Consider the following 20272-nt stretch of genomic DNA (forward strand, 5'->3'; position numbering starts at 1 on the left):
ATTAGTACTCCTCATCATATTCTAATCCAAGTTCCTGAAATATGTAGAAACGTAATACCTCTTGACACAATGTACGAAGTTCATACATTTCATTGAAATCTGTCACTAGATTTTTATATTTTGATTTCTCATCTCCATGAATATAGTAGTTACGACTGTCATACAACTTTTTAACAATACTAGAAATGGAGGCCTCAGTAAGTTTATTCTTCCCTATTTTTCCAAGAACATTAGAAAATAAATCCAGTAATTTCTTTCTCAAGTCACTATCCTGTCTCTGATATTTCAACCTATTTCTAAAGACTTTTTTAAAACAATCATCAATATTTTTATTAATAAAATCAAAAACTCTTTGTTTATTTATATCTTCTTCTTTAGAAATATCAACTCGTTGTTCACCTCGAAAATTTCTAGCAAATACTTCTAAATTGCGAATAGAATCTATAAAACTATCTTCAAGATAAGGAGCACCATGCAAATTGGCTGTAAAACTTCGAACAATAAATTCTAATTGCTCACTTTTATCGAACCAATTATTTATAATAGCTTCAAAATTGTCGCCTAATTTATTAAGCGAAATTTTGTGTAGCTCATGCTTATCCCATTTAATGCTTTTTCTTGAATGTTGTACAAAATACTTCCCTTTAATTATAGGCCAGTTGTTATCCTGACGTTTTTTACATAGAAATTCAATGGTTAGAAAAGACAAAGGTTTTTTAGACAACATCTCAACTAATTGCTTAATTCTTCTTGAAGCCTCATAGCATTTCTGTAAAGAAACCTTTTCATTTTTAGAAGAGGATAAACGAATTTTATAAAATTGTTCTAAGCTTAATGCATCATATGAAAAAGTGTAGCCAGCCACATCTTCAAACTTTAAATTTTCTGATTTTATCAAAATTTCCGTAGATTGATAGTCAGAAATGTTGACAGCAATATTAAAATTTCGTTGTTTGAGATCACGTTTCGCACTTACAATTGATTTGCCAATCCAATCTTCTATATGATCAAAAGAGAATTGGTAATACTGGACTTTGGTATCTTCCAATTCGTCAATCAATTCAACTATCAACTCTTTGAAATTATTCTTATTTGGAAATAATTGATAATCAATATCAAAAATTTTAAAATTTTTGATTCTATACTTTCTTATTGGGAAACCTGGAATATTCTCTGTTCCAAATGGACTACCGTAAGATTCTAATATCAATAACTTTCCATGAGAATCAAATCCATAAATTTTATCTATAGGGTCCCCAAAATCAGTAATTATTTCGTCATCACTAGAAAATTCACCAAAAATTTCTAATATAATTTCGTTTGGTGAGTATGTCAAAATTCCACTATTTGCTTCATGATCAACTACTTTTGATTTATCCTCAGAAAAATAACCTTTGATTTCAAATTCTTTATCCCATGAATATGACTTATATGTTAATTTACTCATATCTTGTAGTTACTCTTCCTCCAAATAATCTCTCACCCTATCCTGCAACTGGGGCACAACATTATCTGAGCTAAGAAATTCCTCAATGCTCATCAGTCTATATCCCTGCCCTTCATCACCAAAGACAATCTTGTCAAACTGTTCCTGAGTCAACTTTCCCACTAGAAAGACGGATTCCTTCCCCTCAAAAAGCATACTTGGGTACACCTTACTCCAAAGCAGGCAATCTTCAATCAGATGAATTCCTAGTTCTTCGTAAACTTCACGCGCCGCGCACTCAAAAGGACTTTCATCACCTTCTCGTCCGCCACCTGGCAATTCCCACATATTGGGCCAAGGAATGCTTGCCTTATCATCACGCAAGATAGTTAAAATCCTATCCTCACAAAAGAGGGCAATTTTGCAACCTGTAAAATCAGAAATTTCTATTTCCATATCAGACTCCTTCGGATAATTCTTTCTCCAACTCTGCTAACCAGTTTTCATAATAATGATATATAATAACATGACAATATAAATCAATGATTTAGTCAAGATGGTTACCTGTTGCCTCTATATTTCATATCACTGAGCCATCTTTTTATTTCTCTGTTACAAACTTCAAAAATTTTATCTTTGAGGTCTTTATTATCTTTTTCGAAACATCCTTTCCATAAATTTTCATCTTCTACTTCGTAAACTAGGATATTTTGATCACTCAATTCTTTTTTAAATTCTGTGAGATAAGATGGTTTGTGAGAATGTAGACCAATATAACCTAAGTATGGATATAGTATAATTTCATCAAAATCAGTCACAGTTACAATAATACCATTTCGTAGTGGCTGGTGATTTGGATTAGCATTCTCCGAATAATCGTGTGGATAGAATAAAATGACACCAACTGTATTTTCTCTCTCTACAATGGCTCGTGCATCATCAACTCCTTGAGAAGGATCATAAAATTCCTCTGCAAAACGATAAGTTCTTCCATCATATATACCTTTCTTTCCTGGTTCAGATAATTGCAACAAGATATTTTTGAACTTTTCATCATCAATACCCAATTTTTTTAGATAATCTGAGAATTCTATATCAAAGTAGTAAAATTCCTCAGTTTGAGAGTCTATGTGATTAATTTTTAAAAAAGCAGTCTCATCTGAAAGTATCGTTGGTTTTGAAGCTATTTGCCGCAAAAATTCGCGAATATAGGATTTCTTATTATTAAACTCAGTCAGTGATTTAGTATGTCCATACCGACTTCGACTATCCTCGAGAGTAAAAGAGTAATCAAAAGATTGTGTCGTTAATTGATCTATTATTTTACGCAGTATAAACTTGATTTTTAAAGAATGCAAGTCATTATTATTAAAAAAACTATTCTCAAACTGTTCATATTCTTCTTTAGATAATTCCCCGACAAAATCTAGTAAGTCAATTAACTCCCAATAAAATTTCAATATCATCGGCTTATAAAGTTCATTTATACCTTTATAAAGAGTAGAATTCATAAACTTGTAAAGTTCAAATCCCTTGGAATAATAAGTTCTTCCCTCATATTTTCTACCATAATTTAACTCCCTATTATTCATTCTATTCACGAAATAGGAATCTAGAATAGTAATAAAATTATAACTTAGGGGTAGCCCTTTATTATTAATCCTGTGAATATAATCCAAAATACCTAAGTCAGGGACAACAATGATATTAGGTTCAGAAATATAATCTGATTTTTCCAATAAAGATATTGCAGTGGATATATCTGTAATTAGCAATGTCGAAACATTACAATCAAAGAATAACCTTTTATTTTTATCAATCATATCAATAATTGTAGCTGTGTTACATTTATCTAATTCATCTATAGAAAAAGTAATATTAAAGTATTCAGACATGTTTTTTAAAAGTCGTAGTAGCTGACGCTCTTTTAACTCCTCAGTAACAATACTTTTTAACTCCCGAGACAACTCTTCATTATCACTTGAAGAAATTTTCCCTCTTAATTGAAATCCCGATTTTATTATTCCTATATCAGCACTTAAATCAATAGATGACTCGGATGATACTTCTGAAGTAGTTGATTCTAAATACCTCTTTGTATTTGTTATTTCTAGATCAAAATATTGCAGTTGTTGGTGAGAAATAAGCAAGAATTCCTCTAATTTTATTAGCTCGCTCGCTTTTCTTTCAAAATATTCAACTTTTTGATACAGTTCGTCAATGTTTTTTCTAAAATTTAAAATATCTACTCTATTTTTTTGTGGCAGAAACCATTTACTGTTTTGGAATTTATGCTGTTTGTTTAAAAGATTAAACTGTTCAAATAAATTACTAGTTTGATTTGATAACTTGTTATATAAATTATAAATATTTGAAGTATTCTCGAAATTTTTCCCAATTTCTTGCAGTCTTCTATGTATTGTTGAAAAATTTTCTCTTATTTTATCCTGTTCTAACAAATCGTACTTTTTTTCTTTTTCCTCAGCATTATACTCTAAAGTCGGATAATACCTTCTATAATTATTAACAAAATCACAAATATCACGTTCAATATCCTCCATTCTTTTGGAAATAGCATTAGGAATTTGCATTAAAATTTCTCTATGAAAATCTTTATTACCACTGAAAAAAGACACATTCACTACAAGAATTTCTTTGTCATCTTTATCACAACTATACTTTTTATCAAATTCCAAAGAAATATTTTTCAGACTTGATTTTCCTGATCCTCTGTTACCACATAAGACAAAAAGCCCTTTCTCTTCTCTGTATATAGCCTGCAACTGCTCTACTATTTCTCGTTCTGTCGGCAATAATGAAAAATAGTCTCTAGCATCTCGGCTATAAGCACCAATATATTTTTTTCCCGCTGTCAAGATTTACCCCCCTTTACATTTACTCAAATCAAGCTTGTCTTCTTCCTAATACCTTGGATAAGGATAAAACTCTCCCTCTTCCAAGCCGACTTTTCCTTCTTCAAAGACTTCTTGGTTCCATTCCATGACGAATTCTTCTGCTTCTGGGTCTTCCAAAAAGTCCATGAGGGCATCTAGTCCAACCTCGGCAGTATCTTTAAGGAATAGCGCAAAATAAGCTAAAAATTCGCGAGAAAATCCTTTCTTCGGCAGATAAGGGATGACTGTCAAATAGTCTTCCTCATTGACGGTTGACTTAGCAGGATTGTAAAAGAGCACCGCTTCCTCAAATAGGATATCGTCTGACGACACCTCTCCGTCTTCATCCACCATCTCCACTCCTGTAGCATTTTGTGCTTCTAGCAAAAAACTCACTTCAACTGCGTGGTTGCGCTTGTCCCAGCTAATCTCATAGTCAAAGGGAAAGTTCTTGTCCAATTCTTCCTCTAAAATATCTAAAAATCCGTATGTTGCCATTTTGTCCTCTTTCTATGCGACTCTTAAATCGCCCCGATTACTCGGAATTATGCTAAAATAGATACTACCATCTTACCACATATACATCAGAAAATCCATGTTAGAAAGGACTGCTATGCCAGACAATCTCGCGCTTCGCATGCGCCCTAAAACCATCGACCAGGTCATCGGTCAAGAGCATCTGGTAGGACCTGGAAAAATTATCCGTCGTATGGTGGAAGCAAATCGCCTGTCCTCCATGATTCTCTACGGACCTCCGGGTATCGGAAAGACCAGTATCGCCTCTGCCATCGCTGGAACGACCAAGTATGCCTTTCGGACCTTCAATGCCACTGTTGATAGCAAAAAACGTCTCCAAGAAATCGCTGAAGAGGCTAAATTCTCTGGAGGATTAGTCCTGTTACTGGACGAGATTCACCGACTAGATAAAACCAAGCAAGATTTTCTACTTCCCCTCTTGGAAAGTGGTCTGGTCATCATGATTGGGGCTACGACTGAAAATCCTTTCTTTTCAGTCACTCCAGCCATTCGTAGCCGTGTTCAGATTTTTGAGTTAGAACCCTTGTCCAATCAAGATGTCAAAGGAGCGATTCAGATAGCTCTATCTGACCCTGAACGTGGCTTTGATTTCCCAGTTGAATTAGATGAGGATGCACTGGATTTCATCGCGACCTCTACAAATGGAGACCTGCGTTCTGCCTTTAACTCGCTGGATCTGGCTGTTCTCTCTACTCCCGAAAATGACAAGGGCATCCGCCATATCACACTGGATATCATGGAAAACAGCCTGCAGAGGAGTTACATTACCATGGATAAGGATGGGGACGGTCACTACGATGTCCTTTCAGCCCTGCAAAAGTCTATCCGTGGCTCGGATGTTGATGCCAGTCTCCACTACGCGGCCCGCTTGATTGAGGCTGGGGATCTGCCTAGTCTAGCTCGTCGCTTGACCGTCATCGCTTATGAAGATATCGGCTTAGCCAATCCTGAGGCCCAAATTCATACCGTAACTGCTCTAGATGCTGCACAAAAGATTGGTTTTCCCGAAGCCCGCATTCTCATTGCCAATGTCGTGATTGATTTGGCCCTTTCTCCAAAATCCAACTCAGCCTATGTAGCTATGAATAAGGCTCTTGCCGACCTCAAAACATCAGGGCACTTGCCTATTCCGCGACACCTGCGTGATGGGCACTACAGTGGAAGCAAGGAACTGGGGAATGCCCAAGACTATCTCTATCCACACAACTATCCTGGAAATTGGGTCAAGCAAGACTATCTACCAGAAAAAATTCGTAATCATCACTATTTCCAAGCAGAAGATACTGGTAAATATGAACGGGCTTTGGCTCAAAGAAAGGAAGCTATCGACCGTTTGCGAAAAATCTGAAATCCTTTTCAAAAAATTGCACTTTCCTCTTGATTTTTTTTGAAAAAGTGGTATTATATAAACATAGAAACGCTGTGGTGTACGACTTCACACTTAAGTGTTGACCGACTATTTTTTGTATTATTAGGGAAACAAAAGTCTTCTAACAGCATGTAGGCCGTCTCACACGGAAACAGCTTCAGTTAGAGCGAGTTGCCCACCTGCTTAATTGCGCGGGTTCAATACAAACCGTGAAGTTTCGGCACCAATACAGCTTTTTTCTTTGCCTCCTTAGCTCAGCTGGCAGAGCAGCGGACTCTTAATCCGTGGGTCACAGGTTCGATCCCTGTAGGGGGCATCTAAATACAACAGGAAAAAGCCTTGTAAATCAAGGCTTTTTTTGCTTGTCTATAACTGATTTACCCCATCATTTGTCCCACATTTTAAATCTATCTTTTCTTTTTGAATCAAATTACATCTTTACAAATAGTGTAAAGCCAGTTACTTTTGCTTTGATGCCATACAATATTTTCATGTAGAGAAGACAAATTTTATCTTCTCTTTTTATTTTCAAAATAATAAAAACTGATTTTCTTTTCATAAATCAGACTGAAACTTCCAAATTTTCCATTTAGTTTATTGATATTTCCTCTAAAAAGGTGTATAATATTTTTATTATTAAACTATACTATATAACAGGATGGTATTGAAATGAAATTTTCTAATCGTTTATCGCTATTCCTTGCAGGAGTTATTTTTGTCCTTTTAGCACTCTTTCTATTTACAGACCCAGTAGCTAATCTTGTTGCTTACAGCTGGTGGATTGCATTTGGTTTACTGGTTGCTTCTATAGCAGCTATTTTAGGCTATTTCTCTGTACCAAAAGTGCTTCGCTCACCAGCTCATCTTTTCCAAGGGATTGTTAATCTTCTCTTAGCTCTTTACCTCGTTGCCTATGGCTTTGTGACGCTGCCAGTTGTCATTCCAACTATTTTAGGAATTTGGTTAATTGTAGAAGCCATTATAGCTTTCTTTAAAGGCAATCGTCTGGGATTGATTTTCCCTATTATTGGCAACCATATCATGTGGATAGCGTTGCTTGCATTTTTACTAGGTCTAGTGATTTTGTTCAATCCAGTAGCTACAAGTGTCTTTGTCGTTTATGTCGTTGCCTTTGCATTTTTAATTGTTGGTTTCACCTATATCCTTGATGCCTTTCGTAAATAATCTAGCTGCCATTTTGGGCATATTAAAATAGCTGGGAAGTTACATTCTCAGCTTTTTCTGTTGCCTCCTTAGCTCAGTTGGTAGAGCAGTAGACTCTTAAGCTATGGGGCGCAGGTTCGAGCCCTGCAGGGGGCACATCTAAATCAACAGAAATAAGCCTTGAAACCAAGGCTTTTTTTAACGTCTAATAGCTTTTTGTAGAAAAGTATTTAAAAATAAAAGAGAAGAGAATCTCTCACTCTCTTCTCAGTATATCTTATTAAATTTAGTTTTTCTTAATCTAGCTGATTTTCCTTTGCAACGACAAATTCTTTAACCAGTCGATAGATAACAGCAAATACGGGGGTAAAGAATATCATTCCAAGTAGTCCGAAAAGATTCCCTCCGATACTAGCAGCCGCAAGCGTGAAAAGGGCTGGTAAGCCAATAGATTGACCCACAACTTTGGGATAGATAAGATTTCCCTCAATCAGTTGTATGATTTGATATAGAAGAAGAGAAAGTAAGGCTTGAGTAGGACTCACTGTGAAGATAAAAATCGCTCCCACAACACAAGCAATCATAGGCCCTACATAAGGAATGAACGATAGCACTCCTGCAAAGATACCTGTCATTACTCCATAGGGTATCCCAAACACGCTGTAACCAACCGCTATCATAACTCCTATGATAACTGCTTCAATCAGCTGACTCATCAAAAATTGGTCATAAGTCTCTAGTGCTACTTGTCCAATGTAAGTCAACTTTATCACCACCTTCTCTGGAAGAAAAACTTTTAGAAGTCGACTCGTCATCGCTGCCAAATGTTCCTTACTGGATAAAAATGAAAAGGTGAAGACTATAATCAAAAAGGCATTCATCAAACTTGAAAAAATATTGCCGATATTACTAGTCAGACCTGATAAAAAACCTATCAAAGCTTGGCTAATAGAACTAGATTGTCCCTGTATGCCTGATACGATAGTTGACAACATGTCTTTGGTTACAAATTCCGAGCTGCCTAGCAATTTCCCAAGTTGAGTAAGGACTGTTGAAAGGACTGTTCCCAGCTGACTAATAGTCTGGGCTAGGGTTGGCAGCACCAAAACCAAAAGAGCAATCACGATTAAGATAAGAGCTAGGAAAACAAGTACCATGGCAATCGGACGACGCAACTCTGCCTTTACCTTCAATTTAACTAAGTACTGTTCAATTTTTTTCATAGGAACATTAAGCACAAAAGCAATAACAGCACCTTAAATCAAGGTTGATATTACATCAAAGAGAGAGATTGCTCCTGATATAAAGCTCGATGCATTCAGAATTACAAGAGCAACCAGCCCTATAAAAAGGATTAACGGAGTATATTTTTTAACTAAGTTCATAAATTCTCCTTAATAAACATGTTTAGATACGACTATACTATTTGGTTTTTCAAACTCTCGATCAAGGTAGGCTTGGTAAGTTCCTGGAGCGATAAATCCTTTGGGTGAGAGGATATCGGTGCCAGCCTGACCGACTATGGTATCAGCCAAGAGCACACAGTTTGTAGATAAGACAAAGTAGGATTTAAACTTAGATTTGATAAATTTATAAAGTTCCCCATCTGTCTCGTGTCTGATTTTATAAGCGTAGGTGTAGTCTTCCTTACCATCACCTGTCATGATTTTATCTGCACTTGGCTCCCATGGAATTGTCAGTTGTTTCAATTCAGCCAACTTTTTCTGAACTGCTTTTTCCATTTCAGGCGTCAAATATATCCCATAACCAAAAAGCGTTTTTTGACTCTCACGTTTACATAGGTCAATGTACTTGTCACGATCACAGAAATATAAGACACCATCTCCTACCATGCCAAATAAGGTCTCAGAAGACGGATCATAGTTGCCATAAGAAATAACACGGCCTTGATAGCAGATATCCACATGACCAATTGCCGAAAACAGAGAGGTCTCAGCTGTATGAACAAAAATTTCAAGCTCCGCTGTCTTACCAGACTTCACCATTCCAAGATGGATATCCTCTCTCTCATCAGCATTTTCCTGCATGAATTTATTGATTTTTGCTAAAGTACTTGCAGGGATGAGAGCGGCTAGGACAATAGGTAAGCTCATTCTTACACGACGTTTGAGATGGTTTTTCCCAATTTCCTCCTCAAACAAGAAACCGTCACGGATATTGGACACACCATAAAGGAAAAAATAAGCCCCTAATACAAAGAGTTGAAAGACAGAATTTCCTGTAGAGGACAAAAGACTAGTCCCACCAAGAAAAACTAGTACGAGTCCATCTAGTAAGAAACGAAAACGAGGTCGAATTTTGTTTTTGCGGTAGAGAAGATAGGTGACAAGGTTGATACTAGCATGAAAAATCTGATAAATTCCAATCACAAGAGCCAAAATATAAATCGGCACATCCGTCGCAAGATTGGAGCCAAGCAAATATCCCAGCACTAACAATTTAACCAGTGCAACTCCCAAGGTGTCCGTTGACTGACTTTTTTTGAAAATACGTAATACTAAATCTAAGACCGTTGCTATCCAAGCTAAAAACAGAACCAGTTGAATAACCTTTACTGGCAACCAAGTCCCCGTGACCATCAAGATAAGACCTAGCAGAACAAACAAGAAACCCTGAGCAAGTAATTTCCTACCTGTCAGACCTAAAGATAGAATTTTTTCCATATAAAAACCTTTCAACAATAAAAATTAAACACTCCGATTAAACTGACTAGTAAATAGCCAACACTACAAACAGCCTGTGCCAGCAACATATGGTGACTAGAAATGACTGTAGTAATGTCACCATCTTGTCTTATGCACTTCTAAAATTTGTTATATTGATTAGAAACCAGAGCTTATAAAAACTAGCTAAACTCGAGAGATAGACACAATTGCGACGAAAAAATGTATAACCAATTCAACTTGTTAAGGTAAGAAAGCATTATTTCCAATCTATTAATTATTCATCTATTACCTATTATGACACAATATTCCCTATAGTTCAACTTTTTACTTGTTTTTATATTACACGGACTAAAAAGTTTTCAACAGTTGATTGCATTTGTTTTAATAAGTTTTAACCTTTCTTGGTTAGATAAAAAAAGAACCATACAGTTTAGAATCTGTATGGTTTTTGCCCCACTTTTGTCCCATTTTTAAATCATGACATTGAAAATACCTAAAAGTACCTTCCGAAAATCACTTAAATTTCAACTTTTTAATTACTTTCAAGATGATATAGTCTCCCAAATCCATGGGGGCATCTACATACAACAGGAAAAGCCTTGGAATCAAGGCTTTTTTGTGTAGTCTTAGCACTAAAAAACGATAGAAAAAACACCCCTTCTGAACTGCACCCCAAAAGTTAGACAGAAAAAACCTAACTTTTGTGGCGCAGTTCATTCGCGTCACATGAAGTTATTTAAGCATCTCCCTTTTTTTTATTACCATTTTCTGTTATAATAAATTGTACTTCTAAAATAGAAAGGTCTTAAGATGACAACTCTTATTAAACATAAACGTGTAGAATTTTCAGAACTTTTTTATGACCTAGTTTTTGTTTTTGCAATTTCAAAAGTAACTACTTTAATTGACCATCTTCATAACGGTATTTTGACTTGGAATTCTTTCCTTGATTTTTTCATTGCTACTTTGCTTCTCATCAATTCCTGGATGATTCAAACCGATTATACCAATCGCTATGGAAAGAACTCTTTATTTAACATAGTAATCATGTTTATCAAAATGGGAATTTTACTCTTTATAGCCAATATGATTGGACCTGATTGGCAACAATATTTTCATTATCTCTGTTGGGCTATTGGTACATTAACCCTTACCTTATTTTTTCAATATTTGGTTGAATTTTTTAGAAAATCAACCGATGATGTTAATCGGGAAAGTATCAAAGGTTTTCTATGGATAACAGCTCTAGGAAGTTTAGGAGTCTATCTAGCAGCTCTTCTTCCTATTTACGTTGGAGTCTCTGTCTTATTTGCTAGTATTCTGCTAACATTTATTATGCCAAGTATCTTGCTTAATAAAGATAAGCATTACCAGGTAAATCTCCCCCATTTAATCGAGCGCATCTCCCTTCTTGTCATTATTATGTTTGGAGAGATGATTACGGAGCTAGCTAACTTCTTTACAATCGAGAATTTCTCGATTTATTCGGTTCTTTATTTCATTATTATGATTTCTCTGTTCTTGTTTTATTTTGGTCAATTCGACCATGCTATTGATGAAAAATCTAATCAAAAGGGGCTATTTCTAATTTACAGTCACTATCCTATTTTCATTGGACTTCTTATGATGACCGTTTCGATGAGTTTTCTTCTGAATCCTGAAGCTAATCGTCTCTTTGCAACCAGCTTCTCTTATATCGGATTTGGCCTCTTCCAAGTTGCTGTCCTAGTAAATGGGCCCTGTAACAAACACTATCTTCGCTATTCGAAAAGTTACTACTGTGTCCAAGCGACACTCTATCTGGCTGCCTTGATTCTCTCTTTAATCTTTGCTTCTAATCCTATAATAGTAGTGAGTATTACAACCATTTTAGCTCTAGCTATAGCCATTCATTTTATTTATTTTTATATGACACAGAATAAAAAATATTCCAAATCTAACTGGGAGTTATTTTAATGAGTTTATAACATAAAAAAAGCTTTGGGAACCAAGGCTTTTTTTTCATTAATTTGTTTTTCCATTTTATTCTCCAATTTGATCTCGCACTGACATTTATTTATAACAAAACTATATATCTAGAATAGCATAATCATTAGGTATTATAGGTTTTCAAACAAAATACGAGTCATTCGTTTTTGCCCCACTTTTGCCCCATTTTTAAATCCTGACATTGAAAATACCTAAAAGTATTTCCCTAAAATCAGCTATATTTCAACATTTTTGTTTATTTTCAATATGAAAAGTTCTTACAAATCCATGCAGGGGGCATCTAAATACAACAGGAAAAGTCTTGAGTTCCAAGGCTTTTTTGCTTGTTCCGAACAAAAACATGACAAGATTTTAGGATATTCTGAGTCTAGTATAGAGGAAATTCTTTTCTTATAAAACAAAAAACGCTACATAGCGTTTTTTGTTATTCTTAGTTACTCGTCTAGTCGAATAAACATCATTGCGTTAAGCAAAGAGATGAGAGCGACTGTATTGACATTATTAGAATAGATCAGTCTCTTATTTTCAATAGGAGGAATAATAAAATTAGAAATAATGATGTCGTAAGGTGATTCTTTTAGAGCATCAAGTGATAACTCTAATTCACTCCAGACCTCCAGTTCAAAATTGTTGCTGCAATAGTAAGAAAGTGTCTCAGCTATTGATTTTGCATGATACTGATCAAAATTACTCATAACCAAAACCTTTAATTTAGGTTGATTTTGTAAAAGATTTAGCACCAAGTGTTTGCTATGGGTGATAAAAGTATAGGTCAAATGATTGACTTTCATTGAACTACGATCCATATCCAAAGCCTCTAGATAATGTTCAATCCCTTCCTTCACCTCTGAAACAAATCGAGGGAAAATATTTTGAAAGTTTTTGATTGTATTGCCTTTTTGATCAAATAGGATAAACTCTGTCGATAATTCCTGACGATGCAGATGTGCTGTATTATGCAGATGCCAAATCAGATTGTCCTTATTGTCTACTTGAAGATTATACTCTCTTGATACCTGATCTACTAGTTCTCCCAATAACTGATACGATTTTTTTACATAGCTGTCTGTTTTTGCATGGTTCAAGAATAATTCTTCATCTATGAAAAACATTTTTTGAAAATAGGATACAAATAATTGACCTATTACTTCTTTATTCAGAGAGATATGATATTCAGAGTCAAAGCTCGCTACAATCTCGTCAATTCCTTCTGCCTGCATAAACGATTCCAACAATTGATTGTTAAAAGAGTCTCTCTCAACTTCCATGAAATGAGCAAACTTTATGCGATATAAATTTGTAACCAGAAGTAATTTTAACATTCTATGAGTTGATAAATTCATCGGGAAAGAAGTTGCTTTATAGACTAATTCCAATAATTGAGACAAGGGTTCTTGAGAAAAATCTTCAAAGGGCCATTCAAGGAAATAATATTTCTCTGAAAAATACTGGGCAAAAAAGTAACGGATATCAATCTCATTTCCAGTGATTCGAACTGGATTGAGGCTTATTTCAAAACGATATTGTTTCTTAATAATTTTATTAATGTGACTGATGATACGATAAAGAGAGGAAGAACTGATATAAAACTCTTTGCAGAAACTATCAGTATCACATCCTTCATTAAAGAAGATAAATTCTAAAATTGAAAAGTGGGTTGAATGCTTAAAAAAATGATGATAGACCATCTCAATATCACTATCATCGGTATTAATGATACGGATGCCGTTTGTCGAGGAATGAAATAGCAAGTCAGGAAAAGAAGATCTGACTTGAGACAAGTCATCTTTTACAGAACGTTCTGTACAGTGCAATAATTCTGCTAGCTCTGAAATATGAAACCAGCGTTTGTTTTCAAATAGTAATTCTAATAATTCTAATTGTCTGTGACTTTTTTTCGATAATAAATCTCTCATGAACAGCTTTTCTCTCTTTGTAATAAACTAAACGATTGCCTATCAATCTTCATGCAATTATACCATATAGAGTGCATTTATCCTCTTACAACGACTTTTGCTTGTCATCAAAAGACTAGTCTAATCCCTTAGAAACCCAGTAGCATCAAGATTTTCTTATTTATTTGTACCTGTGGTGTGTTTTTATAATACGTAGTTTGAGACAAATTATTACCCTTCCATATTTAAATATTATATAATTAATTCAATCAAAGAAATTGGTTTTCTGAAATTGATTCTTTGATTTAGAAATAGAAAAGGAGGATACACTATGTTGTGGTCCATTATTGTAGGAGGTCTTATTGGTCTCATCGCAGGTGCAATCACTAAAAAAGGTGGTTCAATGGGATTGATTGCAAATATCTTTGCAGGTCTTATCGGTTCGTCTGTAGGGCAATCACTTCTAGGAAGCTGGGGACCTTCATTGGCTGGAATGGCTATTATTCCGTCAATCGTAGGTGCAGTGATTGTTGTTGCAGTCGTTTCATTTCTATTTGGTAAAAAATAAGCATTACCTAATAGAACATTAAAAGTGATAAGCCATAATTTTGAATACTTTAGACGGGTAAAATTATGGTTTAAAGCTTTTCATTTGAAAGGATTTAATATGTCAAAATCAAAGAAAATATTGTTACTTATTTTCTGTATTTTAATCTTGGCTATTTTCCTTCCTATTCTCATAGATTATCATCAGGTCAGTGATTTAGATATCCACTTATTCAGTTGGAGAGAACTCTACGCTGAATTTCTGATTGCTAGATATGTCTTTTGGGGGACACTTGTCCTATCTGTTTTAGTGTTAATTTCAATGTTAGTAATACTCTTCTATCCTAAACAGTATTTAGAGATTCAATTAGAGACTCAAGAAGATACATTAAAACTAAAAAATTCAGCTATCGAAGGCTTTGTTCGATGTTTGGTCATTGATCATCAGTTGATCAAAGAACCAACAGTCCATGTAAATAGCCGCAAAAATAAATGTTTCGTTTATGTTGAGGGCAAAATTCTTCCTTCGGACAACATCTCAAATCGATGTCTTGTCATCCAGAATGAAATAACTCATGGATTAAAGCAGTTCTTTGGTATTGAACGTGAGGTAAAACTTGAAGTTAAAGTGAAAGAATTTGAACCTCCAAAAACGACCAAAAAGACTGTTAGTCGTGTAAAGTAAGGAAGTAAAAAATGGAATGGTTTAAAAAATATCAGTATCCAATTATTGCAGGTCTAGTAGGTGTCATTCTCGCTTGCTTTATCTTATCCTTTGGCTTTTTCAAAACACTATTTGTACTAATTTGTGGAGCCCTAGGAGCATTTGCTGGATACTATGTTAAGGAAAAATATTTAAATAAATAAAGGAGTCTCGTATGTCAAACGTAGATAAAAATGTAGAAAAAAAAGATGTTGCTGTTGTTTCTCAAGATGTTAAAGGGGAACTCACTTATGAAGACAAAGTAATCCAAAAAATCATTGGTCTTTCACTTGAAAAAGTACCTGGACTTTTGGATGTGGATGGAGGATTCTTCTCTAATCTAACAGAAAAAATTATCAATACAGATAATGTCACTCATGGTGTCAATGTTGAAGTTGGGAAAGAGCAAGTTGCAGTTGACTTGAACATTGTTGTTGAGTACCAAAAGAATGTCCCTGCTTTGTACAAAGAAATCAAAGATGTTGTCGTATCACAAGTTACAAAAATGACTGATCTAGAAGTAGTTGAAGTCAATGTGAATGTTGTTGATATCAAAACGAAGGAACAGCATGAAGCAGATTCAGTTAGCCTCCAAGACCGAGTAACTGACGTGGCTTCTTCAACAGGAGAATTTGCTTCAGAACAATTTGAAAAAGTGAAATCTGGTATCGGTTCAGGTGTTGCTGCTGTTCAAGAAAAAGTAGGCGAAGGTGTTGAAGCCGTTAAAGGCGAAACAAAGGAAAATGCTCGCGTACACTAATTCATCTAATCAAAATCAATCAATTTAAAGGAGGCAGAATCATGTCAACAGAAGAAAAATTAAACCAAGCAAAAGGTTCCATTAAAGAAGGTGTCGGCAAAATGATCGGCGATGAAAAAATGGAAAAAGAAGGAACAGCTGAAAAAGTTGTTTCTAAAGTAAAAGAAGTTGCTGAAGATGCTAAAGACGCTGTCGAAGGCGCTATTGAAGGTGTGAAAAACATGCTTCACAAAGACGAAAAATAAGGCTAAACGTTAATTGACCTTTTCATTATAGTAGTCAAAAAGAGGACCGTAAATGTCCTCTTTTTTTGTAGATCGGATTCTAAACACGCTTCCCATTTTTCGTTAAAAGGAATTGTCAAAAGGAAAAGCCTTGATTTCAAGGCTTTTTTGCTTGTTTAAAATAATATCTCCCTTTTTAAAGAAAGAAAATTTAAAAGCTTGCACACTACTAGGCTGGCTTATTTATCCACCACCTGAGCCTCAAATTGGGCTGGCTGGGTGTCCACATTGGTAATGGTTATCGTGTAGGGCTTGTTATTGGTGGCATCAAACACTTTTTCACCTTGGTAACTCACAACAACTCCATCTTTTACTAAATAAATATCTGGTTGGTTGTTTGGAAGTTCTTCATCCTCCTCGTCCAAACCATGGCTTTTTATAATTTTTTGTCCCTCTACTTCATAGTAAACATCGCTGTTTCTCTCACTCCAAACACCAGAGCCAGTTAATTTAATTTTGCTTGAATCGTTTTTCTTCAAGATGAAGATTGAATAGTATTCCAAATCTTGTGTTCTGGGATTTACTCTTAAGTTGACGGATTGACCTGGTTGAAGAGTGTATTTGCCATAGTTCAAAACTGAAAGGACAAACCAGACTAGCAGCAAACTATACAAGACTCCTATAATCATTCGTGAGCGCCTACTTTTAAACAAACGTAAAAGTAACAGTAAAGAGACAATAAAGATCAATTCTGTAAACATTTTGTCCCTCCTTTCTCATCATCATTGACATCCTAAACAGAGTCTCGCATCCATTTCTCACTAGTAACATCAACCATACAAAGTCTGATACATCTTATCTAGAAAAGCTTTCAACTCTTTTCGAACAATCTTTAATAGGCGTTCTTCTTCGGCTTGAGAGATGTTCACACTTTCTTTTTTTCTGATTCCTAATATAAGAATAGTATCTACGTCTTAGGGTTAATTGATGATCTAAAATATAGTAGGCATTTATTTTTTCCTCATTTACCATTGTTTCAAATAAAACAGAGACTTCATCCCTGCCAGGATTCAACATTTTCAAATCAATGTCTCCTTTTATCCCTATGGAGTCAATTCCTCCATCCAAGCGAATGGCACCGTCGGGAGGAACGACATAGCCTGCTTTACGAATGTCAGACGCATATCTCCCTGAATCCGTTAAATGTTTTAAGACGGCTATAGTGTCCTTTTCTTCAAAGGAGGTCTTTAATTGGAACCGTTCTTGGTGGCTTTGATACTGAGAATAAAGAGTGATACCAACAACTAGGGCTAGTACAGAAGCGAGCAAGATTCGTATTTTTCTACATCTCGACATTTTTATTTCCTCTATCTAAGAAATCATATAAGTCTTGTTTCTAACTTTGAAAGATAACTTCTTTATCCTTGAAGATCCTTGGGACTCTAGTCCCCCGTGACTGTTATCTGCCCTTTTTCATGATGTATTTTCGTATAGGTACTTCAACTATTTGAACGATTTCAAATCCTGCTTTTTGGTAAAGCTGGTAAGCTGTTTGATTTGCCTCGTAGACATTTAGAGAGACAGTATCTATGTCTTCATTTTCAAAGGCCAAACTAACAAATTTCCTTAAAGCCTGGCTACCTAATCCTTGCCCCTGCTTCTGGGGGTTGATAAAAAATCTCCCGATATGAAGATTCCTGTCTTCTAGTCTGATTTTCTGGATAAGCCCTACAAACTCTTGTCCATCAAAGATTGAAAAGATTCCTTCCAAATCTTGCAGGATTTGAATTGTTAAGGGAAAAGGAATCATTGGTCCCATCCATTGTTCTTGAAAAGCTTGGCCAAGGGAGTTGGACCATTGGCATACGAGCTGAGCGTTTTCTGTACTCACATTTTCTTCAAAACGAATTGTCATCTATTTCCTCACCATCTTATCAATGTTTCTTTATTATACTACTTCTCCTATTTTTTACGAATAGATAAGTATGATTGATCTTTATTTTTTTCTTGTCGGGAGCATTCTCGCTTCTTTCTTAGGTTTGGTCATTGACCGTTTTCCTGAGCAATCCATTATTCGACCAGCTAGCCACTGCAATTCCTGTCAGACTCGCTTGCGTCCGCTAGATTTGATTCCTATCCTTTCGCAGGTCTTCAATCGCTTTCGCTGTCGCTACTGCAAGGCTCGCTATCCATTCTGGTATGCCCTCTTTGAACTCGGCTTAGGAATCCTCTTTCTAGCTTGGTCATGGGGCTGGATTTCCTTGGGTCAAGTCATCCTAATCACTGCTGGCTTGACCTTAGGCATCTACGACCTTCTCCATCAGGAGTATCCCTTACTGGTCTGGATGACTTTCCATCTAGTCCTAATGGCCTGCTCTGACTGGAATCTGGTTATGATTTTCTTCCTTGCCCTTGGAATCATAGCCCATTTTATCGATATCCGCATGGGAGCAGGGGATTTTCTCTTTCTGGCTTCTTGTGCGCTCGTCTTTAGTGTGACCGAATTACTCATCTTGATTCAGTTTGCTTCTGCGACAGGAATCCTAGCTTTTCTCCTGCAAAAGAAAAAGGAAAGACTTCCTTTTGTGCCTTTCCTCTTACTTGCTACGACTATAATAATTTTCTATCAGTTCTTATTAGTTTGTTGAATTGGGAACCCAAAGCTCAACTTCTGCATCCATGGGATTACCGTTTAAAAGTATTTCTAAGATAATTCCATCATTGTAAAGCGAGCTATATTCTCCCTCAAAAAAGTCATTCTCCAATTTATCAAACAAGAGTCTTGATTTATCACCACTGGCTGAGCTTACTAAATAATCTTTCTCTGGGACAAGAATGCTTTCGTAACCTTCCACAGCATTATTTGCCGCAACTCCTGCGTAGTATTGTATACCATCTTTATGAGGAACTATCAAAGCATAGCCTCTTTTATCTAGAGAATAGGGCATCAATTTTCCTAGCATTCCTTCTTTAAATAACTGAGTATAGAATGCCGTTTTCTCTTTAGAATAGTGATGTTCATGAACTGTAGTTCCTTCTATCAAAATACTCTTGCCAACTAAGGTAAACGATGGTTTAGTTTGATGTTTCATTATATGAACTCCTTTCTTTATGGTATAATCATAACAAAAGTAATATGACAACTATCTGTCATATTTAAGGAGAAAATTATGAAAATCGACCGTCAAATGGAGATTATTTCTCATTTAGTAAATAAACGAAAAACAACAGCTAAAGAATTATCAGAACTTTTTAAAGTCAGCACACGAACTATTATGAGAGATATTGATGATTTATCTCTTGCAGGCATTCCTCTCTATGTAATGAAAGGAAAAAATGGAGGCATTTTTCTTATGGAAGACTTCCAAACTGACAAACCTCCCCTGACCCAATCCGAACGGCTTTCGATCGAATCTGGTTTAAAAAGCCGTTATCAAGTATTGGAAGATGCCTCTACTTTCAATGCTATATTGAAATTAAATTCTACCAATACATACTCTGATTTCGAAATTGATTTATCTCTATCTCAAGGGAACTTGGAAATACGAACTTTGATTTTTAAGTTATTGGAAGCTATCAGAGGTAGAGTAAAAATAAAATTTTCCTATATTAATTCACAAGGACTGGTGAGTCAAAAAAATTGTGAGCCTTACCGTATTGTCTATAAGGACCGGAGTTGGTATATGGATGCCTACGATGCTGATAAAGCGCGTTTTTCTGTTTTTAAAGTTGCTAGAATTAGTGAACTTACTCTCTCCGATACTTTTTCAAAAAGACATTTTACACCACTTCCCTATGATGGTGGTGCTTGGATGAATGAAAACAAAGTACCTGTCATCCTGCATGTCCAGAAAATTGTTCTTGATCGATTTGTGGAACTCTTAGGCTATAATGCCATAAAACCTATTAATAGCGATATTTACGAGATTACTTATCCGTTAAACGACAATGATTGGGGATACAATACCTTGCTTGCTTTTGGAAAATACATCACTGTTATATCTCCTAAGCATTTCCTGAAACATTTCACCAACTATATAGATACCATTCATAAGCAATACCCAAACTAATATTCAAC

The 20272-nt window shown here is 35.4% G+C and carries 19 protein-coding genes, 2 tRNA genes and 2 pseudogenes; 12 read left to right on the top strand and 11 right to left on the bottom strand.

Annotated features, from left to right (window positions below; translation table 11 throughout):
- Window position 1 precedes the first annotated feature (1 nt).
- The 4 genes from B7705_RS08620 to B7705_RS08635 all read right to left on the bottom strand — a co-directional run bounded on the left by B7705_RS08620 (window position 2) and on the right by B7705_RS08635 (window position 4818).
- Window positions 2-1447 carry an ApeA N-terminal domain 1-containing protein gene (locus tag B7705_RS08620; protein WP_084949006.1) on the bottom strand — a complete coding sequence of 482 codons (1446 nt, stop codon included), beginning with the start codon at window positions 1445-1447 and terminating at the stop codon, window positions 2-4.
- 9 nt (window positions 1448-1456) lie between these two features.
- Window positions 1457-1882 carry an NUDIX hydrolase gene (locus B7705_RS08625; protein ID WP_084949008.1) on the bottom strand — a complete coding sequence of 142 codons (426 nt, stop codon included), beginning with the start codon at window positions 1880-1882 and terminating at the stop codon, window positions 1457-1459.
- Window positions 1883-1986: 104 nt separating this feature from the next.
- Entirely contained in the window at window positions 1987-4302 is a 2316-nt protein-coding gene (locus B7705_RS08630; protein ID WP_084949009.1) for a P-loop NTPase family protein, read from the bottom strand.
- A gap of 45 nt (window positions 4303-4347) precedes the next feature.
- Window positions 4348-4818: a DUF3013 family protein gene (locus B7705_RS08635; protein WP_084949011.1), complete on the bottom strand. Its 471-nt coding sequence runs from the start codon at window positions 4816-4818 to the stop codon at window positions 4348-4350.
- Between the two features lie 115 nt (window positions 4819-4933).
- Between B7705_RS08635 and B7705_RS08640 the strand changes: the two genes are divergently transcribed.
- The 4 genes from B7705_RS08640 to B7705_RS08655 all read left to right on the top strand — a co-directional run bounded on the left by B7705_RS08640 (window position 4934) and on the right by B7705_RS08655 (window position 7546).
- The gene (locus tag B7705_RS08640) at window positions 4934-6205 is read left to right on the top strand and encodes a replication-associated recombination protein A (protein ID WP_084949013.1); all 1272 of its coding nucleotides are present in this window, start codon (window positions 4934-4936) and stop codon (window positions 6203-6205) included.
- Window positions 6206-6469: 264 nt separating this feature from the next.
- Window positions 6470-6542: transfer RNA gene (locus B7705_RS08645), tRNA-Lys, on the top strand.
- A 353-nt stretch (window positions 6543-6895) separates the two neighbouring features.
- Window positions 6896-7411, top strand: a complete 516-nt coding sequence (locus B7705_RS08650; RefSeq protein ID WP_000672743.1) for a DUF308 domain-containing protein — start codon at window positions 6896-6898, stop codon at window positions 7409-7411.
- Window positions 7412-7473: 62 nt separating this feature from the next.
- Window positions 7474-7546, top strand: a tRNA-Lys gene (locus tag B7705_RS08655).
- 140 nt (window positions 7547-7686) lie between these two features.
- Here the strand turns inward: B7705_RS08655 and B7705_RS08660 are convergent.
- A pseudogene (locus B7705_RS08660) lies at window positions 7687-8775 on the bottom strand (AI-2E family transporter).
- 9 nt (window positions 8776-8784) lie between these two features.
- Window positions 8785-10074, bottom strand: a complete 1290-nt coding sequence (locus tag B7705_RS08665) for a hypothetical protein (protein ID WP_084949014.1) — start codon at window positions 10072-10074, stop codon at window positions 8785-8787.
- A gap of 813 nt (window positions 10075-10887) precedes the next feature.
- On the opposite strand from B7705_RS08665, the gene B7705_RS08675 reads away from it, so the two are divergent.
- The gene (locus tag B7705_RS08675; RefSeq protein WP_070534535.1) at window positions 10888-12033 is read left to right on the top strand and encodes a low temperature requirement protein A; all 1146 of its coding nucleotides are present in this window, start codon (window positions 10888-10890) and stop codon (window positions 12031-12033) included.
- 467 nt (window positions 12034-12500) lie between these two features.
- On the opposite strand, the gene B7705_RS08680 is transcribed toward B7705_RS08675, so the two are convergent.
- Window positions 12501-13982 carry a M protein trans-acting positive regulator PRD domain-containing protein gene (locus tag B7705_RS08680; RefSeq protein WP_084949016.1) on the bottom strand — a complete coding sequence of 494 codons (1482 nt, stop codon included), beginning with the start codon at window positions 13980-13982 and terminating at the stop codon, window positions 12501-12503.
- Window positions 13983-14292: 310 nt separating this feature from the next.
- On the opposite strand from B7705_RS08680, the gene B7705_RS08685 reads away from it, so the two are divergent.
- From B7705_RS08685 to B7705_RS08705, 5 genes are all read left to right on the top strand, one after another.
- Window positions 14293-14529: a GlsB/YeaQ/YmgE family stress response membrane protein gene (locus B7705_RS08685; protein WP_000964741.1), complete on the top strand. Its 237-nt coding sequence runs from the start codon at window positions 14293-14295 to the stop codon at window positions 14527-14529.
- A gap of 99 nt (window positions 14530-14628) precedes the next feature.
- The gene (gene amaP, locus B7705_RS08690; RefSeq protein ID WP_000045614.1) at window positions 14629-15192 is read left to right on the top strand and encodes an alkaline shock response membrane anchor protein AmaP; all 564 of its coding nucleotides are present in this window, start codon (window positions 14629-14631) and stop codon (window positions 15190-15192) included.
- Window positions 15193-15203: 11 nt separating this feature from the next.
- A complete protein-coding gene (locus B7705_RS08695; RefSeq protein WP_000454669.1) occupies window positions 15204-15374 on the top strand; it encodes a DUF2273 domain-containing protein in 171 nt (56 codons plus the stop codon).
- Window positions 15375-15385: 11 nt separating this feature from the next.
- On the top strand, window positions 15386-15970 hold the full coding sequence (locus B7705_RS08700; RefSeq protein ID WP_000072932.1) for an Asp23/Gls24 family envelope stress response protein: 585 nt from the start codon (window positions 15386-15388) through the stop codon (window positions 15968-15970).
- A gap of 41 nt (window positions 15971-16011) precedes the next feature.
- Entirely contained in the window at window positions 16012-16215 is a 204-nt protein-coding gene (locus B7705_RS08705; RefSeq protein ID WP_000102421.1) for a CsbD family protein, read from the top strand.
- A gap of 218 nt (window positions 16216-16433) precedes the next feature.
- Here B7705_RS08705 and B7705_RS08710 read toward each other — a convergent pair whose 3' ends face one another.
- From B7705_RS08710 to B7705_RS08720, 3 genes and pseudogenes are all read right to left on the bottom strand, one after another.
- The gene (locus tag B7705_RS08710; protein WP_142358236.1) at window positions 16434-16955 is read right to left on the bottom strand and encodes a hypothetical protein; all 522 of its coding nucleotides are present in this window, start codon (window positions 16953-16955) and stop codon (window positions 16434-16436) included.
- Window positions 16956-17024: 69 nt separating this feature from the next.
- Window positions 17025-17550: pseudogene (locus tag B7705_RS08715) on the bottom strand (thiol-disulfide isomerase).
- Window positions 17551-17653: 103 nt separating this feature from the next.
- Window positions 17654-18109 (bottom strand): GNAT family N-acetyltransferase, encoded by a 456-nt coding sequence (locus B7705_RS08720; RefSeq protein WP_000155447.1) that lies wholly within the window; start codon window positions 18107-18109, stop codon window positions 17654-17656.
- A gap of 70 nt (window positions 18110-18179) precedes the next feature.
- On the opposite strand from B7705_RS08720, the gene B7705_RS08725 reads away from it, so the two are divergent.
- On the top strand, window positions 18180-18842 hold the full coding sequence (locus B7705_RS08725) for a prepilin peptidase (protein WP_084949017.1): 663 nt from the start codon (window positions 18180-18182) through the stop codon (window positions 18840-18842).
- Here the strand turns inward: B7705_RS08725 and B7705_RS08730 are convergent.
- Window positions 18831-19286 carry an effector binding domain-containing protein gene (locus B7705_RS08730; RefSeq protein WP_142358237.1) on the bottom strand — a complete coding sequence of 152 codons (456 nt, stop codon included), beginning with the start codon at window positions 19284-19286 and terminating at the stop codon, window positions 18831-18833. The two genes, B7705_RS08725 and B7705_RS08730, sit on opposite strands and share 12 nt — an antisense overlap.
- 78 nt (window positions 19287-19364) lie before the next feature.
- Between B7705_RS08730 and B7705_RS08735 the strand changes: the two genes are divergently transcribed.
- The gene (locus B7705_RS08735; protein WP_084949021.1) at window positions 19365-20264 is read left to right on the top strand and encodes a helix-turn-helix transcriptional regulator; all 900 of its coding nucleotides are present in this window, start codon (window positions 19365-19367) and stop codon (window positions 20262-20264) included.
- The last annotated feature ends 8 nt before the right edge of the window (window positions 20265-20272 follow it).

Origin of the sequence: Streptococcus oralis subsp. dentisani, from assembly GCF_002096685.1 — a bacterium.
GTDB lineage: Bacteria > Bacillota > Bacilli > Lactobacillales > Streptococcaceae > Streptococcus > Streptococcus oralis_AD.